A 17859-nucleotide genomic window follows, 5' to 3' on the forward strand; every position below is an offset into this window, starting at 1 on the left:
CTTTATGAAAATCATTCATTTAAGCGACACCCATGTCGGTAGAAATAACAATGGAAGTAGTAATGCCGAGTTAGTTGATTTAATCATCGAGGATATTTTAAGTTTAGAAAATCCCAGCGATTATCTCGTGGTGCACACTGGCGACTTGATCGATAAAGGCAATCAACAATATCGCGATTTGGGTAGCAGTTTATTAGCCAAATTGAGTGACCAAGGCGTGCGAGTTTTGCTTTGTCCGGGTAACCACGATTGCGGCGATGCTATGCATGTCGATCCCAATCTCGCCGCGCAATTTAAGGCGCAATTCGCGCCCTATATTTTTGGATCGCAAGCCACGCAATTCCCCGTCCTAAACATCATCGACGATTGCGCCTTCATCGGGCTTGATTCCAATCAAGCTGAAATGAGTTGGCTAGATCGTTGGCTGGCAAAAGGTAACTTGGGCGATGCGCAAATTACGGCGCTTTCGAAGCTGTTAGATTTACCCGAAGTGCGCGACAAAGTTGTGGTGCTATACCTGCATCACCATCCGTTTTTTGACGCATTTGTGGTGTCTGCCGATGTCGGTGACGGTCATTTGTTATCGCATTTATTTAGTTGGAATACGCGCCGTTTCCGCCGACTTAAGGACGCGTACACCCTGATGCAATGCATACGTGATCGGGTGGATATTGTTTTATTTGGCCACCAACATTTTGGCTTGGATTACAGCGCCGAAGCCCAACGCTACGGCATCCCCACCGCGCTCGACGCCAGCTCCAGCACCTGTACTGAAATGGATACCGACCGCATGCGTTATCGCATTATTGATACCGACAGCGGATTCATTACGACGCGGTTTGTGGCGTTTCCGCCCGGGCACGTGCAGGCTTGACAACGCTGGAGAGTAATAATCTGGTTGTTATTTTGATTGGTCGCAAAGGTCGATAAATAGACAGTTTGGCAAAGTTTTGCGGCAGCGAAAAAAGGACATTTTATGAAAATGTCCTTTTTTTATTGTTAAACAATATGTTTGAAAAAAGTTGTCCAAAAGCACGTGCCAGCGCCTAATTTTTGTGCTTAAATCTGTTTCCTCACAAAAACTATTCGTCCTAAATAACCAATTGAAGGGTTTCGAATTATGGTGAAAATGGTTGCCGTACCGGCAAATAGTCAAATTAGTCAGCATTTACCCAATGCCCATTTTTTTGACGCATTTCAATTCACGCTAGCGCCTTGCAAACGCTCAGCGATAGAAATTTATTTAGACGTCATTGCCAAAACACCGAGCTGGATTAGTTTTTTAATGGCGTTACGCAATCGTGCTGCGCCGATGTTTGGATTAAAGAATTTAGGCGCACTCAATAGCGTCAATCCATGCGTAAAATCAGAACAATATCGCGTCGGTGATCGAGTGGGAATTTTTACCATTCACTCGATTAGCGAAAACGAAGTGATCTTGACCGATTCGGACAAACACTTGGATGCCAAAATTTCGGTCTGCAAAACGGCGCAAGGCGTCGGCAATGCGGTAACCGTCTCAACCGTGGTGCATGTACATAATTTGTTAGGGCATGTGTATTTATTTTTTGTCGTGCCATTTCACAAGCAAATCGTTCTTTCTTTATTGCAGCGGTCGGAATTGCAATTCAATAAATTGGCTTAAGCGTCGCTGACTTAGCGGATTTAAGCGGCACTATAAACAAAAAGCCGGATTCACTTTTTACAGAGAATCCGGCTTTTTGCTGATCTACTTCAACGCCCACTTCATCGCGGTAGCCATGCATTACATGGCCAGCCATTCACGCTATTGAATCAACGCTGCGCGACAGCATCGACCACGCACAAGGCCGTCATATTAACGATACGACGCACCGTTGCCGATGGTGTCAAGATGTGCACCGGCTTGGCGCATCCGAGCAAAATCGGGCCGATGGCAATACCGTTACCGGCAGCGACTTTGAGCAAGTTGTACGCGATGTTGGCCGCGTCAATATTGGGCAATACCAATAAATTAGCATCGCTTTTTAAGGTGGAACTTGGCATGCTCTTCTTGCGATAGGCGCTATCCAACGCTGAGTCGCCATGCATTTCACCGTCGATTTCTAGGTCAGGCGCTTTCTTTTGAATAATCGCTAAAGCGGCACGCATTTTTTGAGCCGATTCGCTATTGCTGCTGCCAAAATTGGAATGCGATAACAGGGCAACGTGCGGAGTAATGCCGAAGCGGCGCATTTCTTCCGCCGCCAAAATGGTGATCTCAGCGATCTGTTCGGCGTTGGGATTTTCATTGACGTGCGTATCAACCATGATGACTTGACGATCGGGCAAAATCAGCGCATTCATCGCCGCGTTGACATTAACACCTTCGCGCTTACCCAACACTAAATTGATGTAATGCAGATGCAATGAGGTCGTACCAAACGTGCCGCAAATCATCCCGTCGGCGTGACCTTTTTTAATCATCAACGAACCAATCAAACTGTGGCGACGACGCATTTCTAATTTAGCGTATTGCTGCGTCACACCTTGGCGCGAGGTCATCTCGTAATAGGTTTCCCAGTAATCGCGATAGCGCGGATCGAATTCAGGATTGATGATTTCAAAATCCACATCCGGTTTAATCCGCAAGCCGAATTTTTCAATCCGCTGTGCCAACACGGTTGGACGACCCACCAAAATTGGGCGCGCCAAATGCTCGTCAACGATAATTTGCACAGCGCGCAAAACACGTTCGTCTTCGCCTTCCGCAAAGACGATACGTTTCTTGCTATCCGGTGCATTTTTAGCGATTTGGAACGCGGGCTTCATGAACGTGCCGCTGTGGTAGACAAACTGCTGCAGCTTCTCTTCATACGCTTCCAGATCAGCAATCGGGCGTGTAGCAACGCCGGATTCAAATGCAGCTTTCGCCACCGCTGGCGCGATCTTCATCATCAAGCGCGGATCGAACGGTTTTGGAATCAAATATTCGGGGCCAAAGCTTAAATTGGTAAAGCCATACACGGTCGCAACGACATCGGATTGTTCGGCTTGCGCCAATTCTGCGATTGCATGCACCACCGCGATTTCCATTTCACGCGTAATCGTCGTTGCACCGCAATCGAGCGCGCCACGGAAAATATACGGGAAGCACAAGACGTTATTAACTTGGTTCGGGTAATCAGAACGGCCAGTGGCGATAATGGCGTCGCTGCGAACTTCTTTGACTTCTTCTGGCAAGATTTCTGGTGTTGGGTTGGCTAGCGCCATGACCAAAGGACGATCGGCCATTTGCGCGACCATCTCTTTTTTGAGCACGCCGGCAGCGGATAAACCCAGGAACACGTCGGCACCCGGAATGATTTCAGCCAAAGTACGCGCGCTGGTGTCTTGGGCAAAGCGTTCTTTATCGGGGTCCATCAATTCAGTGCGGCCTTTGTAGACCACGCCAGCCAAATCGGTGACGAAAATATTTTCAATCGGGAAGCCCAGATCAACGATCAAATCCAAACAGGCCAATGCCGCGGCACCCGCACCGGAGACGACCAATTTACATTGTTTGAGGTCTTTTTTAACGACTTTGAGTCCATTCAAAATCGCTGCGCCAACAATAATGGCGGTGCCGTGTTGATCGTCGTGGAAGACCGGAATCTTCATCCGATCACGCAATTTACGCTCGATGTAGAAGCATTCTGGTGCTTTGATATCCTCTAAGTTAATCCCACCAAAAGTAGGCTCTAACGACGCGATGATGTCGCACAACTTGTCTGGGTCAGATTCATTAATTTCAATATCAAAGACATCGATCCCAGCGAATTTTTTAAATAAAACGCCCTTACCTTCCATCACGGGCTTGGAGGCCAGCGGGCCGATATTGCCCAAGCCGAGCACAGCGGTGCCGTTGGTGATCACGCCGACTAAATTGCCGCGTGCAGTATATTTAAAGGCGTTGGCAGGGTCTTTGACGATTTCTTCGCAAGGAGCAGCAACGCCGGGAGAATACGCCAAGGCTAAGTCGCGCTGATTGGTGAGTTGTTTGGTGGCGGTGACGCTGATTTTGCCGGGAGTTGGTAATTCATGATATTCCAGAGCCGCGACGCGGAGTTGCTGGCGAGTCTGTTCTGTTTTGTCTGATTTTGAATCCATGGATTTCAACCTTTCTAGTTTTCGATAATTTAAATCTGTGCGGTGCGGCGCGCGAACGGAACTGGTTTTACCTTACTTGTTTTTGCTTTTAGCCCCGTCTTATTTTTTCGCTAATATAGTAGAGTGACCCATGATTCTATCAGACGCACCGCAGCGCTTCTTAGGAATCACGAAAATTATTCAGCCCAGTGCCAGCAATCTTATCCAGATACCAATACCAATTAAGCGTGTTGTATTTATTGTTGGCATATTGAATGATTTTGGCGAAACCGCTATCTTTGACACACCGCGTTTTTTGTTTTGATCCATTTATTCATGAGGTATTTATGTTTCCCACTTTTAAGCATAAACCCAAAGAAGAATATAAATCGTTCATCTGCACGATCTGCGGATACGTCTACGATGAAGCGCAAGGCTGCAAGGAAAGCAAAATTGCGGCTGGTACACGCTGGGACGATGTGCCTTGGGATTGGGAATGTCCGCATTGCGACGGCGGCAAAGAGGACTTCAATCTGATCGACAAAAAGTCCAGGGAATAAACGCGGCGCTATTTTAATTCCGCTATGTCAATCCCGCTTTTTCAGTTCACAATTCAATCCACCACTCAAGCCTTGGGAATCTGCACCTTAAACACGGTTCCCAATCCACCTTCACCATTATTTAACACAATCGTCGCGTTATGGTCCGTGGCGATATCCCGCACGATGGCCAAACCCAAGCCGCTTCCGGTTACTTTGTCATTCAAGCGATAAAACCGATTAAAAATTAATTCACGCTCGGACGCCGCAATGCCCGGCCCTGAATCTTCTACCGACAATACACCAAACCCATCGCGCTGCACGCAGCTCACGGTCACACGACCGAATTCGGGCGAATAACGAATCGCGTTATCAATTAAATTATCGATCAAATCTCGCATCAAAAAACGATCGCCCATGACCACTGTGTGCGATAAATCAAAGCCCAAATCGATCTGTTTTTTGTCGGACTCTTGGATGAAATGTTGAATCGATTCTTCGACCAATTTATCCAAGCTCAACGGCTCTAAGCGCGTTTTAATAAAATTGCTCGGCTCAGCCCGTGCCAAGGCTAATAATTGATTGGTCTGACGTATCATGCGATTGGTCGATGACAGCATTAAATCGGTGGAATAAGTGGTATCGGCATCGGCTTGATGACGCTGCGCTAGCCATTCAATTTGCAGCTTTAAACCGGCCAAAGGCGTGCGTAATTGATGCGCTACATTGGCTAAAAAATTTTGCTGATTGATCGCCCCTACTTCGGCCTTGTGCAACAAGTTATTCATCGCGCTCACCAGCGGATGCAGTTCTAGCGCGACCTGTTCAATCGGCATCGGTGATAAATCATCGCGTTTGCGCAGACTTAAATCGGTCTGCATTTTTTTCAGCGGGAACAAGCCGCGCGTAATCGCAAACCAAACAATTCCTACCGTTACCGCGGTCAACAAGCCTTCTAGCAGCAGCAAACTCAGCACGATCACCGAGCGAATATTATTGCGCTTGCGCAGGGTCTCAGCCACGCCAATAAAGACATTCTTATTACCAATCGCGTGCGTCAAACCAATAATCCGAATCGGCTCGCCGCGCATGGAAGCGTCATAGGTTTCAGGCGTATCGACTTTAGCGGGAAACGGCAACACCGGAAAATCCGGATCGCCTGCCAAGATTTCTCCGGCTGAATTACGCACCACAAAATAGACAATATTAAAATGATCAATCCGCAGAATTTGTTCTTCTTTTTGCGGCAAATTGATTTTAATCTCGCCATTGACTTCGGATAAACGCGGCACAATCGCCCAACCGGTGTCGGCCAAGCTTTGATCGAATGCAGTTTGCGCTGGCGTCCAAGCTAGCCAATAAGTGAGCGCCGCGCCCAACAGGTTAATGATGAGCAGCGGCGCAATCAGCCATTTAAGTAAATTAACGCGCAGGCTAGTCATTGGCGGCGTGCTCTGCTTTTTTTTGCTCTAACATATAGCCAAAACCGCGTATGGTGCGGATGACGATATTGGCGTCGGCAATTTTTAATCGAATCCGTGAAACGTAAACTTCCACCGCATTTAAGGTCAACTCCTCACCCCACGGCAAAATCGCATCGATAATTTGCTGTTTGGACACCACGCGCGAGGCTTGCTGCATGAGGTATTCCAACACTGTCCATTCGCGCACCGATAATTCAATCGCTTGGTTATTAATCATCGCGCGTTTGGTGTAGGTATCTAACGCTAACCCACCGATCGATAATTCAATCGGATTTGGATTACTGCGCCGAACCAGGGCTTTAATGCGCGCAATCAATTCGGGCGTGGCGAACGGCTTAACCAAATAATCGTCCGCACCCAGTTCTAATCCATGCACCCGATCTTGCAGCGCATCGCGGGCCGTTAGCAACAACACCGGAATAGGATTGCCGCGCGCACGCAAACGGCGCACTACTTCAAATCCATCAATGCCGGGTAAGCCAATGTCCAACACCATTAAGCTAATAGCGCTGTTTTGCAGGCTCCGTTCAACATCGAGTCCGTTATTGAGCACGTCCACGACCATGCCTTCCGAGCGCAGCGCGCGTGAAATTCCGTCCGATAAAATAATGTCGTCTTCGACTAACAGTACGTGCATGGCAAGGCTAATTAATAAAAAAGAAGGCGTATTTTAACGCGCTGGTTACGGCTTAAACCGCAACGCTGCACCAGATAAGCAAATTAGCCCCATACTCGCTGCAAATTCGAAGCCACGCTAAATTCAAATTCAAATCCACTTTGTTGGTTTTTACGGCATTTTTTTGATGTTTTTTTTAAAACTAATACGTTAAATTTGTAACGAAATAGTGTAATTCCGGGTAAATATCTACCCAGCAACAGGGGTTTTGGTTGATAATTTTGACCTGTTTCGATGTGCTAGAAAAATAGCATTTACATCATTTTCTATCACGCCGCTTTAACCTTTGCCACCAATGTTAATCAACCAATTCGAACCAACAACATGCTGGCTTCAATTATTTATCAGCCAACTGTTGGCAGGAGTATTTAGTGTTACCACGCTTTAGTCTCGTAAAACAGCGAACTGAATTAATCGACTCCGTTTTATTGAATTTAAGCTGGGGCACAATCGAGTTCGGTTTTACGATCTCTCGCAAACCGCTTGAAGTTGATTTCGAAGATTCCTTATATCCGCATCAACGCAGCCGCAACCTGTTCGCCATCATTTTTATGGTGTTGGTGCACATCGTTGTGTTGTACTTTTTATTATTTAAAAAAGTCGATGCGCCGTTAAAGCAAGGTGACGAAGCCGGACAAATGGTGTTTTTCGATCTGGCGGCTAAAAAGCAAGGCGAGCAAGCCAAACCAGCCAAGACCCAACCGGAACAAAAACAACAAAAGGCGCAGCCGATTCACTCCACCGCCGTTGCCACTCCCAAACAACAGCAAGTCGTCAGTCCGCCGACAACCTCACCTGTCGCCGCCCCCGTTTATCAAGACACGATGAGCATGTTGGCCGCCAAACGCGCTCAACGCCAAGCTGCCGAAGCATCAGCAGCGCAAGAGAACTTAGAGGCGCAAGCAGCCAGCAGAGGCCCGTCTGAAAACGATATTGCCATGGCGCGTATCAAGGCCAATATTGCCGCTGCCAATTACAGCCGCAAAGGCACCAACGGCGTATTTCAGATCCTTAGCAAAGGCGTGCAAAACGGGCGCTTCTCGTTCCGCGGCTGGACTAACGATCCGCATGAGAGCACGCATCAAACGTTTGAAGTCGATGCCGGCATTGGCGGCGACGTAGAACTGGCGATGATACGAAAAATGATTGAATTAATCCGGCAACACTACACGGGCGACTTCAATTGGGAATCGCAACGTTTGGGGCGCGTGGTGGTGCTCTCGGCGCGACCTGCTGATTCCGCGGGTTTAGAAGCGTTTCTGCGTAAAGAAATGTTTGAGACCAAATAAGACCATCGCTACTAACCACCGCGCCTCTTAAGCATCCTGAGCACCTCGAACACCTTGAGCCGCTTTAAATTAAGCACAGCAGCCCTCAGACCAAGGTTGATTACACGGTAGGTGCAGACAACGGAATGTCTACGATAAACGTACTTCCCTGTCCCAGTTCCGACTCGACTTCAATCCTGCCACCCAAAATGCGGTGCGTAATATTGTCCACCACATTAAGTCCCAATCCATTCCCGCCACGGCCAAATTTGGTGGTGAAAAACGGATCAAAAATGCGTTTTAAATTTTCACTTGCGATGCCATTTCCATCGTCAGAAAAGCTGATCTTGACGCGCTTGGTCTCAACCAAGGCAGCATGGATTTTCATCCTGCCCTGCGCTCTTCCCTCAAATCCATGAATTAAGGAATTATTGATTAAATTGGTAAAAATTTGCGCCAGCGCGCCCGGATAACTATCCAGCACAACGTCAGCAGGAATATCGGTTTCAAGCTCAAAATTGGTGTGTTTAAAGGTGTGCTGCAGCGTTAAAACGGTCTCTTGAATTGTGGTGGCAAGATTAAATTGGCGGCGCCGCTCGGACGACTGATCCACCGCGACTTGTTTAAAACTTTGAATTAATTCGGACGCACGTTGTAACGAAATTTCAATAATGTGACTGCCTTCAACGCATTGCTGGATAAAGTTAGCCAGCGCGCTTTTGGTGATTTTGCCTTTGCTGGCTTTATCGTCGATATCTTTAACGATTTCATTGACCGTGCTAGCGGCAACCAAGGCGTTGCCAATTGGCGTATTAATTTCGTGCGCAATTCCCGCCACGATGGCGCCCAAGCTGGCGAGTTTTTCGGACTTCACTAGACTCTCACGCGTTTGCTGCAATACGTGAATATTGTTTTCCAACTCCAAATTAGCCACATGTAAATCCGAGGTGCGATGCTGCACGCGCAATTCTAGCTCTTGGTTGAGAGCCGATATTTCGCGTATTTTTGCTTCAATTGCTTCCGACATTTGGTTGAAATTGTGCGCCACGTCGCTTAATTCATCGCCCCCGCCTTCGGGAATACGCAATTCAAAATGCCCGGCCGCGATTTCTTGGGTCGCTTGTTTCAGCATCGATAATTTGCGGGTAATGGTAAAACCCAGCATGGTTAATCCGACAAAGCACACCAGAATGACGCTCGACGTTAGTAGCAGCGAATCAAGCTCGCTTTGCTCCATCGCATGCATTAAGTCGCCGGTTGCCACGCCATATTGCAAGAAACCGATTTCGTTATCCGCCAACAGCACCTTATCGCGCACGTGAATTAAGCCGCGCTTGGCCGCCTGTGAATAGTTCTCTAGGTTGTCCGGAATGGGCAGCACTTTTTGCGCGGCACCGGCTTGCATCAAAATGCTGCCATCAGCCCGCCCAACCACGATGTAGATAATGCCGCTGTTGCCGTTCGGGTTGAGCATGACATTAAAATAAGTCTGCAAGGTAGCCAGATCATTGCCGTGGGCATTGTTGGCGGAAGCAACGGTGGTATTAATCAGTTGAGAACTCTGACTAATATTGGTGGCGACGTTATTCAGTACGTTTGATTCCAGCGCTCGGTAACTAATAAGGTAGTCACCAATAGTGAGAATGATGAAGGCGACCAGCGCTGCCGCGGTCAGTTTACTGGTCAAAGAAAGCGTGACACGCCGATTGGAATTTCTTAATGACCCAGGATTAGTTAAGTCTTGGCGCATACACAATAGCGGTATCAGATCGCCTAGCTCGCAATGTGTAACACCAACTCAACGCATTGAACATGGCGATTCCAGCTCGGCACGGTTAGGTTTAATCCACGCTACAGCAACTGACGCACCGGGCTTTCAATCTGCTACAAACAAGCAACTAGTGTGCGCCGACTCAATTACGACAACATGACCGGATTTAATTGCCACATTGCAAAATTCAATCTAGCTGCAAAAGTAACCCAAATCAAGTAAGGAATCAGCAGCGCCGCCGCCAATCGTTGGACACGCCAAAACTGGATTAACGTTGCCAAAATCAAGCTCCACAGCAAGATCACCTCGACAAATGCGATACTTCCCAAATGAAAACGAAAAAACAACCAACTCCACAGGGTATTGACCGCAAGCTGAACCACAAACAAGATCAGCCCCCTGCGTGCCGCTAGTCCAGCAACACACCACACACGCCAAGCGGCGATGGCCATCATTGCGTATAGCAGACTCCAAACCGGCCCAAACAGCCAAGCCGGTGGCGCCCAAGAGGGCTGGGTTAATTGTGCATAAAACGTGCCGGCGTGAACCGATGCGATTGCGCCCAAAGCCGCCGCGCCGAAACAAAGGGCCAACCACGCGATTAAACCGAGAAGTTGGGCAAGTTTTGATTTTTGGCTGGCAGGTGAAGTGGGCATTGGTATGTTTAACATGGCGATGGATTCCAGTGGCGGTGAATTGGACTAATAGCTATTAGGCGCTCGATTTTAAGCCCTAAGCGCTGGTTTGGTTGTGATTTGGTTTCCATTGGCGGCAGCAATCCAACAGCGCCGTCAAGCGCGCTGAGATTATTTTTTGTTTAGCGGTCAATAAGTAGAAATGGCGCATCAGTTTAGGTAACGTAGTCGTCAGCTCCACTAGCAACCCGCCATCCAACATATCTTGCACGACGAGTCGCGATAAACACGCAACGCCTAAACCAGCCAACGCCGCTTGTTTAATGGCTTCGGAATTACCCAATTCCAAACTTACATTTAGATGATGTAATTGCGGCAGCAACACCTGCTCCACCGCCTCGCGCGTGCCAGAACCTTTTTCCCGCATGAGCCATCCCGCTGCACGCAACTCACTAAGCCCGACTTTGGACTTCGCCTTGGCAGGCACTATCGGATGGGTCGGCGCGCACACAATGATTAGCTCGTCTTGCATCCAAGGTTCTACCGACACATCGGCTTGCTCGCACGACCCTTCAATAAATCCCACATCGACGTCGTAGTTAGCTACCGCCTCGGCAATATCAAAGGTGTTGGCGATGGTAATTTGCGTGGTGCTCGCGCTAGCTGGAATGCCAAACTGCGCCAGTATTTTGGGCAGCAAATAAATCCCAATGGTGGTGCTAGCGCCGAGCTTTAAGCCGGCCAAATCAAGGCGCGAATTCGGCCGAAATTGCTGCTCAATCGCCGCCGCAGCATCCAACATTGAGCGCGCCTGCGGAACCAACTGGCGTCCATTATCGTTGAGCACCAACCGTTTTCCGACTCGATCAAACAAATGGCAATCGAGCAAGGATTCCAGCTCACGCAGCGCCGCACTGCTGGCGGATTGGGTCAAACTCACCAACTCTGCGGCGGCGGTTGTGCTACCCGATTGCGCCACCGCCATAAAAATTTGTAACTGTCTCAAAGTGAGATGCATGGTTTTCTCCAACACCAAAACGTTTAAACCCCTAGCGCTACGCCGAGTGAAATCATTAACTACGCAACGTTAACATTCGCAATTAAGTTAAATAATAACTAGATTATACAAAAATAAGTCATTTTATTTATTAATTGCCGCACTTTACACTAGCACCATTCTTTCAATAAAACTGAACACACCATGCTAGCCCACCGATTTTTAAGCCACAGCAAAGCGCTCATTCCCGGCTTATTGTTAAGCGCTTTAATCGCCTTGATTGCTTCTTACTTAGGCGACTTTCACGCGCTGCAAAGCCACGGTTTAAGCGCTCTCACGATTGCCATTATTTTGGGGATGGTGATCGGTAATACGTGGTATCAGCCACGCGAAGCGATCTTTAACGCCGGTGTGACTTTGAGCAAACATAACTTGTTGCGACTAGGGATTATTTTGTATGGCTTTCGCCTGACGTTGCAGGATATTCAAGGCGTGGGCGTGGCGGGGATTACGTCCGACCTATTGGTGCTTTGTACCACGTTTGCGCTCGCCTTATTCATCGGGATCAAGTTGCTCAAACTCAGTCGTGACAGCGTTGTGCTGATCGGCGCGGGTAGCTCGATCTGTGGCGCGGCGGCGATTATGGCGTCCGATGGCGTGGTCGATGCCAAAGCGGAAGATGTTAGCGTGGCTGTTTCTACCGTGGTGGTCTTCGGCAGCATTGCAATCTTTTTGTATCCCTATCTTTATCAATTAAACGATGCGTGGAATCTGCTCGCCAATCACGGCAATTCATTTGGAATTTACGCTGGCTCCACCATTCACGAAGTAGCGCAAGTGGTGGCCGCTGGACGCAGCATCAGCCCGCAAGTGGCCGATACCGCGGTGATTACTAAAATGGTGCGCGTCATGATGTTGGCACCGTTCTTGTTACTGTTGCCGATCTTGCTGGAGCGCTTAACTCCGTCAAAAGCCGCGCTCAATAACGGCGTGACTAAAAAATCAAAAGTAACGATTCCCTGGTTTGCCTTTTTATTCATCGCCACCGCCTTAGTAAATTCGATGCACATCTTGCCCGCCGCTTTAGTTCATGTACTGGTTCAAATCGATACGATCTTGTTAGCAATGGCCATGGCAGCTCTAGGATTAACCACCCATTTATCGGCGGTGCGCAAAGCCGGTACCAAACCCCTGTTGTTAGCCTTGATCTTGTTTGGCTGGTTGATAATTGGCGGGGCTTTGATTAATCAACTGGTATTTTGGCTGTAAAATGCGCGGATGTCCGAATTTGAACTCATCCAACGCTACTTCACCCAACGCCAGTCGCCGCCTTCCTACGTCACACTAGGAATCGGCGACGATTGCGCTTTAATGGCACCTTCGGCTGGCATGCAGCTAGCGATTTCTTCTGATATGTTGGTCGCTGGTCGGCATTTTTTCCCCGATGCCGATGCGCGGATGTTGGGCCACAAAGCGCTGGCGGTAAATTTATCGGATTTAGCCGCGATGGGCGCAACGCCACGCGCTTTTACTTTGGCGCTGGCTTTGCCGCAGGTGGATGAAAGCTGGCTGCGCGAATTCTCGCAAGGCTTGTTTGCTTTAGCTGACCGACATCATTGCCATCTGATCGGCGGAGACACTACCAAAGGGCCGCTCAACATATGCATCACCGTTTTGGGCGACGTGCCACCTCATCAAGCCTTACGCCGCGATAGCGCCAAAGTGGGCGATGATATTTGGGTATCGGGCACGCTGGGTGACGCGCGACTGGCTTTAGCGAGTTATTTGCGGCAGCAAACCATATCGGACGAAGCTCACCGGCAATCCGCGGCGCGCCTACATCAACCGATTCCACGAATTGAATTGGGCTTGGCATTACGCGGGATAGCGCACGCAGGTATTGATATCTCGGATGGTTTAATCGGGGATCTGGGCCATATTTTGCAGCGCTCCGCCGTTGGCGCAACGCTGGATTGCGATGCCCTGCCCTTTGGCTCAATTCTGGCGCAGCAAGCAATTCAAACCCGCTACGAATACGCTTTGGCTGGCGGCGATGATTACGAATTATGTTTTACCGCAGCGCCTAGCGATCACGCTGCAGTGCTAGCCGCCGCGCAACGCGCCCAAACACCGGTGACTTGTATCGGTAAAATCGAAGCCCAATCTGGTTTGCGCTTAGTCGATAAAAACAAGCAAGCGCTGCATCTTTCACTGAATTCTTTCGATCATTTCTCATCATGAACTCTGGCAAAAAAATCAAACCTAGCGCCGCTTTTATGTTGTCCGACCCGAGCCATTTTATTGCCCAAGGCTTTGGCAGCGGCTTGTCACCCATCATGCCCGGCACGGTAGGAACATTGTTCGGCTGGTTTTCATTTATCGTATTGAGCCAACGCTGGCCCGCTTTTTTTACCGAATCGCATTGGGCATTGGTTATCGCCCTCGGCTTCGCCTTAGGCGTCGTGGTTTGCGAAAGAACCGGACGCGCTTTAGGTGCGCCCGATCATGGCAGTATGGTGTGGGATGAAATTATCGCGATGTGGCTGGTTTTGCTGTTCATCATGCCCGCCAGCTTCAGCACCCAATGTTGGGCTTTCTTTTGGTTTCGCGTCTTCGACATGGTCAAACCACCGCCTATCGCCTACTTTGATCAGCACATCAAAGGCGGCTTCGGCGTCATGTGGGATGACATCATTGCAGCGTTTTATACCTTGTTGCTGTTTACGATTTGGCGCTTGATCTAAGCGCCACTAACTATTGCGGACAAGTCCGGACCTGCGTTTTTTGGCCGTTTTGAATTTCATCAATCCCATCGGTTCTACCTACAGCGGGCGAATAGACACAGTACGAACCATCTGGGCCGGTTACTTTAGTTACGCGCTGTGGTGAGCCTGGTGTGCTAATTTCTACTGTCGTGGGAATTACATCGTGCTTCTCAGCTTTTTTAAAAAGCTCGTCCACTTTATTCGGCGCAACTGACAATACTTCGGTTGGCTTATCTATCGGCATTTCTTTACTCATCTCAGCGGCAACGGCGCTTGAATCGAGATTCAAGGGCTTGGCTGGCACAGGAGTGGTCGCCTTATCGTTGGCCGCGGCAGGCGTGGTTTGCGCGAAGGCAGCAGGTGCCGCGACGAAATTCGCTGCGCATAAGGTAATTACTGCCAATAATGATGTCGATACTGAGTTCATAGTGGTGCCTTTTAGGTTTAGTTAGGTGGGCATGGATGGATGGAAGCGCTTGCCGAGCTTTGCGCATTGGTTGACGCTGCAGTTGACGCTGCAGTTGACGCTGCAGTTGACGCTGCAGTTGATATTGGACTGCACTCAGAACGGCCCACTCGTGTTGCAGTGGGACGAATCGATTCTCGACCAACTCCCACACCGACTTCGATCATGCCAGAGAAATGTGGGCCTTGTTCAGCATGATTAAAAACAGTGGCAAATGGACTAGCTTCGAGCGTCAATGTTTGCCGCTTATTCTTGACGGCTTGTTCGGCGCTAATTTCCTTTGAAACGTTAGTGGTATCTAAATTGAGCGGCACGCCTTTTTCAACCTCAGTTTGCTGAGCCGCGCAAAATACAGCATTCGATAACAGCGCAACAGACAATAGCAACTTCACGATTTTTATCATCACACCATCTCTATTTTTGCTTCGTCAAAATTCAGCATAAAACCAATATACCGATTTAAAATTCGCGCAGCCGATTTAATCGCACAACGCCAAAACAACTCCAGCGATTTAATTCAGAGAAGAAGTCACTTTCAAGACTTCATCGCAGCTGGTTAAGCCTTCAATGATTTTGTACGCACCGGCGATACGCAGTGGCTTAGTGCCATCTTTAATGCTTTGTTCGCGCAAGGCGGTTAAATCGGATTCAGGGCGTATCAATTTATTAAACGCTTGGCTGATCGTGATTAATTCGTATAAACCGGTGCGGCCACGATAGCCAGTCTGACGGCATTCTGGGCAACCGACCGGCCGATAAATCGCCTTCGGTTTTGGTATGTCCCATTGCTCCGTTAAGTTCGCCCAAATCAAATCAGGCAGTTCGCCATCGGGCGATTTGCAGGCCGGGCATAAGGTACGCACCAAACGTTGGGCCAAAATTCCCACCAAGGTCGCTTCCAATAAATAATATGGCACGCCCAATTCCAACAAGCGCATCACAGCCGACGGCGCGTCGTTGGTGTGCAAAGTAGAGAACACTAAATGCCCCGTGAGCGCTGCTTGAATAGCCATTTCTGCGGTCGCTAAATCACGAATCTCACCGACCATAATAATGTCCGGATCCTGCCGCATTAAGGCACGCACGCCATCAGCAAACGACAGATCAATGCCATGCTGGACCTGCATTTGATTAAACGACGGCTCGACCATTTCAATCGGATCTTCGACCGAGCAAACGTTGACTTCGGAAGTCGCTAACGCTTTTAACGTGGTGTACAAGGTCGTCGTTTTACCCGAACCAGTTGGACCAGTTACCAAAATAATGCCGTGCGGCTTTTCGGTTAAATGTTTCCAGTTCAGCGCGTCGTCAGGCGGGAAACCAAGCTCGGGCAAGGTCTTGACCACCACATCGGGATCAAAAATACGCATCACCATTTTTTCGCCAAACGCAGTCGGTAAGGTCGATAAACGCAACTCGATTTCTTGACCGGTGTTGGTGCGCGTTTTAATCCGACCATCTTGCGGGCGACGCTTTTCAATCACGTCAATCCGACCGAGTAATTTAATGCGCGCCACCATCGCGATCATGACCGTGACTGGAACTTGATAGACCTGATGCAAAATGCCGTCGATCCGGAACCGAATCGTCGCCATATCGCGTTTAGGCTCTAAATGAATATCCGAGGCACGTTGTTCAAACGCATATTGCCACAGCCAATCGACGATATTAACGATGTGCTGATCGTTGGAATCGAGCTGTTTATTGGAGTTACCAAGTTCGACCAATTGCTCAAAATTATTACGCAGCGCAATGTCTTGACCCTTGCTTTTGCTGGCGCTTTTGATCGACTTGGCCAGGGCAAAAAACTGCGAAATATATTGCGAAATTTCGAGCGGATTGGCTAAGACCAATTTCAATTCACGGCGCGTGACTTTGGCAATTTCATCGTGCCATTCAATGTTAGCCGGATCGCAAGTCGCAATCGTGACATTGGTGGGCGAAATTTCTACCGGCAAAATATTAAAACGCGCTGCGTAGGTGGCAGACATCACGTCCGCAACTTTAGTGAAATCTACCTTGAGCGGATCAATCCGATAAAAAGGTAGTTTCATGCGCTTGGCCATCCATTCGGTCAGCCAATCTAAATTTAAGTGCGTGCCGGGCGAAGTGATCGCAGTCAATTTACATTGCGCCAATGCGGTCAGCGGATGCATGCTCATGGGCGCATTTTTTAGGATCGCCTGCGCTAAGGGATACTGGGCTTTGGCAGTTTCTTTGGTCAGAATCCCATCGTGAATTAACCAACTTAAAATGATTTGCAGGTCGATATGTTTAGGCATGTTTTGGCTCATTATTTAGTTGCCGATTGCATCGCGACTTGAATTCCGTTGACCCAAGTTTTGGCCGGCAATTTGGTGGCGGCATAGATTTGTGCGGCCCGTTCATAGAGCGCGCTGAAGTCGAGTTTTACCCGAGTATTGAAGGCAATTGCGATCACATTACCGTCGTGGATTTCGGGCAGACAAATCACCTGATCAAACACAAATTTCATGGCCTTAATATTTTTAACAAAGCTGGGATGGTCACCAAATAAATTGACCGTCATGATGCCATCAGGTCGCAAGCAATCGGAACACGCTTGATAAAACTCCACGCTATCCAATACCGGACCACGCGCGGTGGCGTCGTACACATCGACTTGCAACACATCCAACGTGCCGTAATTGCTGTGTTCGTTGACGAATTCTTCTCCATCCATTTCGATCACGTTTAAGCGATGATCGTTGGGCGGCAGTTTGAACATCGATTCGCAGATCGCAATGACCGCTGGATTTAACTCAATGGCGGTCACTTGCGCTTCGGGAAATTGGCGGTAGCAAAATTTGGTCAGCGATCCGGTGCCTAAACCGAGTTGAACAATCCTTTGCGGTTTTTCGATAAACAGCATCCACGCCATCATTTGCTGGGCGTAATCGAGTTCGAGCCAATCGGGCTTACGCAGACGCATGGCACCTTGCACCCACTCCGTACCAAAGTGTAAATAGCGGCAACCATCCATTTCAGACAACGTGACGGGGGCGTATTTAATTTTGCGTTTCGGCGAGTTATTGACTCCTGCCTTTGAGTTGGCTTGCGCTTCGATTGATTTTCGTTTTATCAGCATAGTGTTTGCATTGTAGGTTTAGTTACTTGCCAGTTGCTGCAAATAGTTGCAGCAGAACAAAATTAA

18 protein-coding genes are annotated in these 17859 nt (G+C 48.7%); 8 read left to right on the plus strand and 10 right to left on the minus strand.

Annotation, left to right across the window (positions count from 1 at the left end; translation table 11 throughout):
• Positions 1-4: 4 nt before the first annotated feature.
• Positions 5-874 (plus strand): metallophosphoesterase family protein, encoded by an 870-nt coding sequence (locus E2I14_RS14870; RefSeq protein ID WP_133329936.1) that lies wholly within the window; start codon positions 5-7, stop codon positions 872-874.
• 246 nt (positions 875-1120) lie between these two features.
• Positions 1121-1645 carry a DUF2867 domain-containing protein gene (locus tag E2I14_RS14875; protein WP_133329938.1) on the plus strand — a complete coding sequence of 175 codons (525 nt, stop codon included), beginning with the start codon at positions 1121-1123 and terminating at the stop codon, positions 1643-1645.
• A 149-nt stretch (positions 1646-1794) separates the two neighbouring features.
• Here the strand turns inward: E2I14_RS14875 and E2I14_RS14880 are convergent, their stop codons facing one another.
• Positions 1795-4107, minus strand: coding sequence for an NADP-dependent malic enzyme (locus E2I14_RS14880; RefSeq protein WP_133329940.1), 2313 nt, complete (start codon positions 4105-4107; stop codon positions 1795-1797).
• Between the two features lie 130 nt (positions 4108-4237).
• Here E2I14_RS14880 and E2I14_RS19335 point away from each other — a divergent pair, with 130 nt between their 5' ends.
• Together E2I14_RS19335 and E2I14_RS14885 are read left to right on the plus strand one after the other, a co-directional pair.
• Positions 4238-4411, plus strand: coding sequence for a hypothetical protein (locus E2I14_RS19335; protein WP_165967853.1), 174 nt, complete (start codon positions 4238-4240; stop codon positions 4409-4411).
• Between the two features lie 22 nt (positions 4412-4433).
• Positions 4434-4646, plus strand: coding sequence for a rubredoxin (locus E2I14_RS14885; protein ID WP_133329942.1), 213 nt, complete (start codon positions 4434-4436; stop codon positions 4644-4646).
• Between the two features lie 65 nt (positions 4647-4711).
• Here E2I14_RS14885 and E2I14_RS14890 read toward each other — a convergent pair whose 3' ends face one another.
• Together E2I14_RS14890 and E2I14_RS14895 are read right to left on the minus strand one after the other, a co-directional pair.
• Positions 4712-6067, minus strand: coding sequence for a sensor histidine kinase (locus E2I14_RS14890; RefSeq protein ID WP_133329944.1), 1356 nt, complete (start codon positions 6065-6067; stop codon positions 4712-4714).
• The gene (locus E2I14_RS14895) at positions 6060-6746 is read right to left on the minus strand and encodes a response regulator transcription factor (RefSeq protein ID WP_133329946.1); all 687 of its coding nucleotides are present in this window, start codon (positions 6744-6746) and stop codon (positions 6060-6062) included. The genes E2I14_RS14890 and E2I14_RS14895 overlap by 8 nt, the downstream gene beginning before the upstream one ends.
• 410 nt (positions 6747-7156) lie before the next feature.
• Between E2I14_RS14895 and E2I14_RS19730 the strand changes: the two genes are divergently transcribed.
• Positions 7157-8074, plus strand: coding sequence for a dihydrolipoyllysine-residue succinyltransferase component of 2-oxoglutarate dehydrogenase complex (locus E2I14_RS19730; RefSeq protein WP_133329948.1), 918 nt, complete (start codon positions 7157-7159; stop codon positions 8072-8074).
• Positions 8075-8174: 100 nt separating this feature from the next.
• Here the strand turns inward: E2I14_RS19730 and E2I14_RS14905 are convergent, their stop codons facing one another.
• From E2I14_RS14905 to E2I14_RS14915, 3 genes are all read right to left on the minus strand, one after another.
• Positions 8175-9740 (minus strand): sensor histidine kinase, encoded by a 1566-nt coding sequence (locus E2I14_RS14905; protein ID WP_165967854.1) that lies wholly within the window; start codon positions 9738-9740, stop codon positions 8175-8177.
• A gap of 230 nt (positions 9741-9970) precedes the next feature.
• Positions 9971-10495, minus strand: a complete 525-nt coding sequence (locus tag E2I14_RS14910) for a TspO/MBR family protein (RefSeq protein ID WP_206105655.1) — start codon at positions 10493-10495, stop codon at positions 9971-9973.
• A gap of 61 nt (positions 10496-10556) precedes the next feature.
• Complete coding sequence (locus tag E2I14_RS14915; protein ID WP_133329952.1) at positions 10557-11477, minus strand: LysR family transcriptional regulator; 921 nt, start codon at positions 11475-11477, stop codon at positions 10557-10559.
• 183 nt (positions 11478-11660) lie between these two features.
• On the opposite strand from E2I14_RS14915, the gene E2I14_RS14920 reads away from it, so the two are divergent.
• From E2I14_RS14920 to E2I14_RS14930, 3 genes are read left to right on the plus strand one after another with little or no spacing between them, the layout of a single operon-like run.
• Positions 11661-12725 carry a YeiH family protein gene (locus E2I14_RS14920; protein ID WP_133329954.1) on the plus strand — a complete coding sequence of 355 codons (1065 nt, stop codon included), beginning with the start codon at positions 11661-11663 and terminating at the stop codon, positions 12723-12725.
• 9 nt (positions 12726-12734) lie between these two features.
• On the plus strand, positions 12735-13697 hold the full coding sequence (gene thiL / locus E2I14_RS14925; protein WP_133329956.1) for a thiamine-phosphate kinase: 963 nt from the start codon (positions 12735-12737) through the stop codon (positions 13695-13697).
• Complete coding sequence (locus tag E2I14_RS14930; RefSeq protein ID WP_227544756.1) at positions 13694-14200, plus strand: phosphatidylglycerophosphatase A family protein; 507 nt, start codon at positions 13694-13696, stop codon at positions 14198-14200. Before thiL ends, E2I14_RS14930 begins: the two co-directional genes overlap by 4 nt.
• A 10-nt stretch (positions 14201-14210) precedes the next feature.
• On the opposite strand, the gene E2I14_RS14935 is transcribed toward E2I14_RS14930, so the two are convergent.
• The 4 genes from E2I14_RS14935 to E2I14_RS14950 form a co-directional block, all read right to left on the minus strand.
• Complete coding sequence (locus tag E2I14_RS14935) at positions 14211-14648, minus strand: hypothetical protein (protein ID WP_133329958.1); 438 nt, start codon at positions 14646-14648, stop codon at positions 14211-14213.
• Positions 14649-14665: 17 nt separating this feature from the next.
• Positions 14666-15094, minus strand: coding sequence for a hypothetical protein (locus E2I14_RS14940; protein WP_133329960.1), 429 nt, complete (start codon positions 15092-15094; stop codon positions 14666-14668).
• Between the two features lie 105 nt (positions 15095-15199).
• The gene (locus tag E2I14_RS19830) at positions 15200-16969 is read right to left on the minus strand and encodes a GspE/PulE family protein (RefSeq protein WP_264757061.1); all 1770 of its coding nucleotides are present in this window, start codon (positions 16967-16969) and stop codon (positions 15200-15202) included.
• 11 nt (positions 16970-16980) lie between these two features.
• A complete protein-coding gene (locus E2I14_RS14950) occupies positions 16981-17793 on the minus strand; it encodes a spermine/spermidine synthase domain-containing protein (RefSeq protein WP_133329964.1) in 813 nt (270 codons plus the stop codon).
• Positions 17794-17859 lie beyond the last annotated feature (66 nt).

This window comes from Sapientia aquatica, assembly GCF_004358105.1.
Taxonomy (GTDB): domain Bacteria; phylum Pseudomonadota; class Gammaproteobacteria; order Burkholderiales; family Burkholderiaceae_D; genus Solimicrobium; species Solimicrobium aquaticum.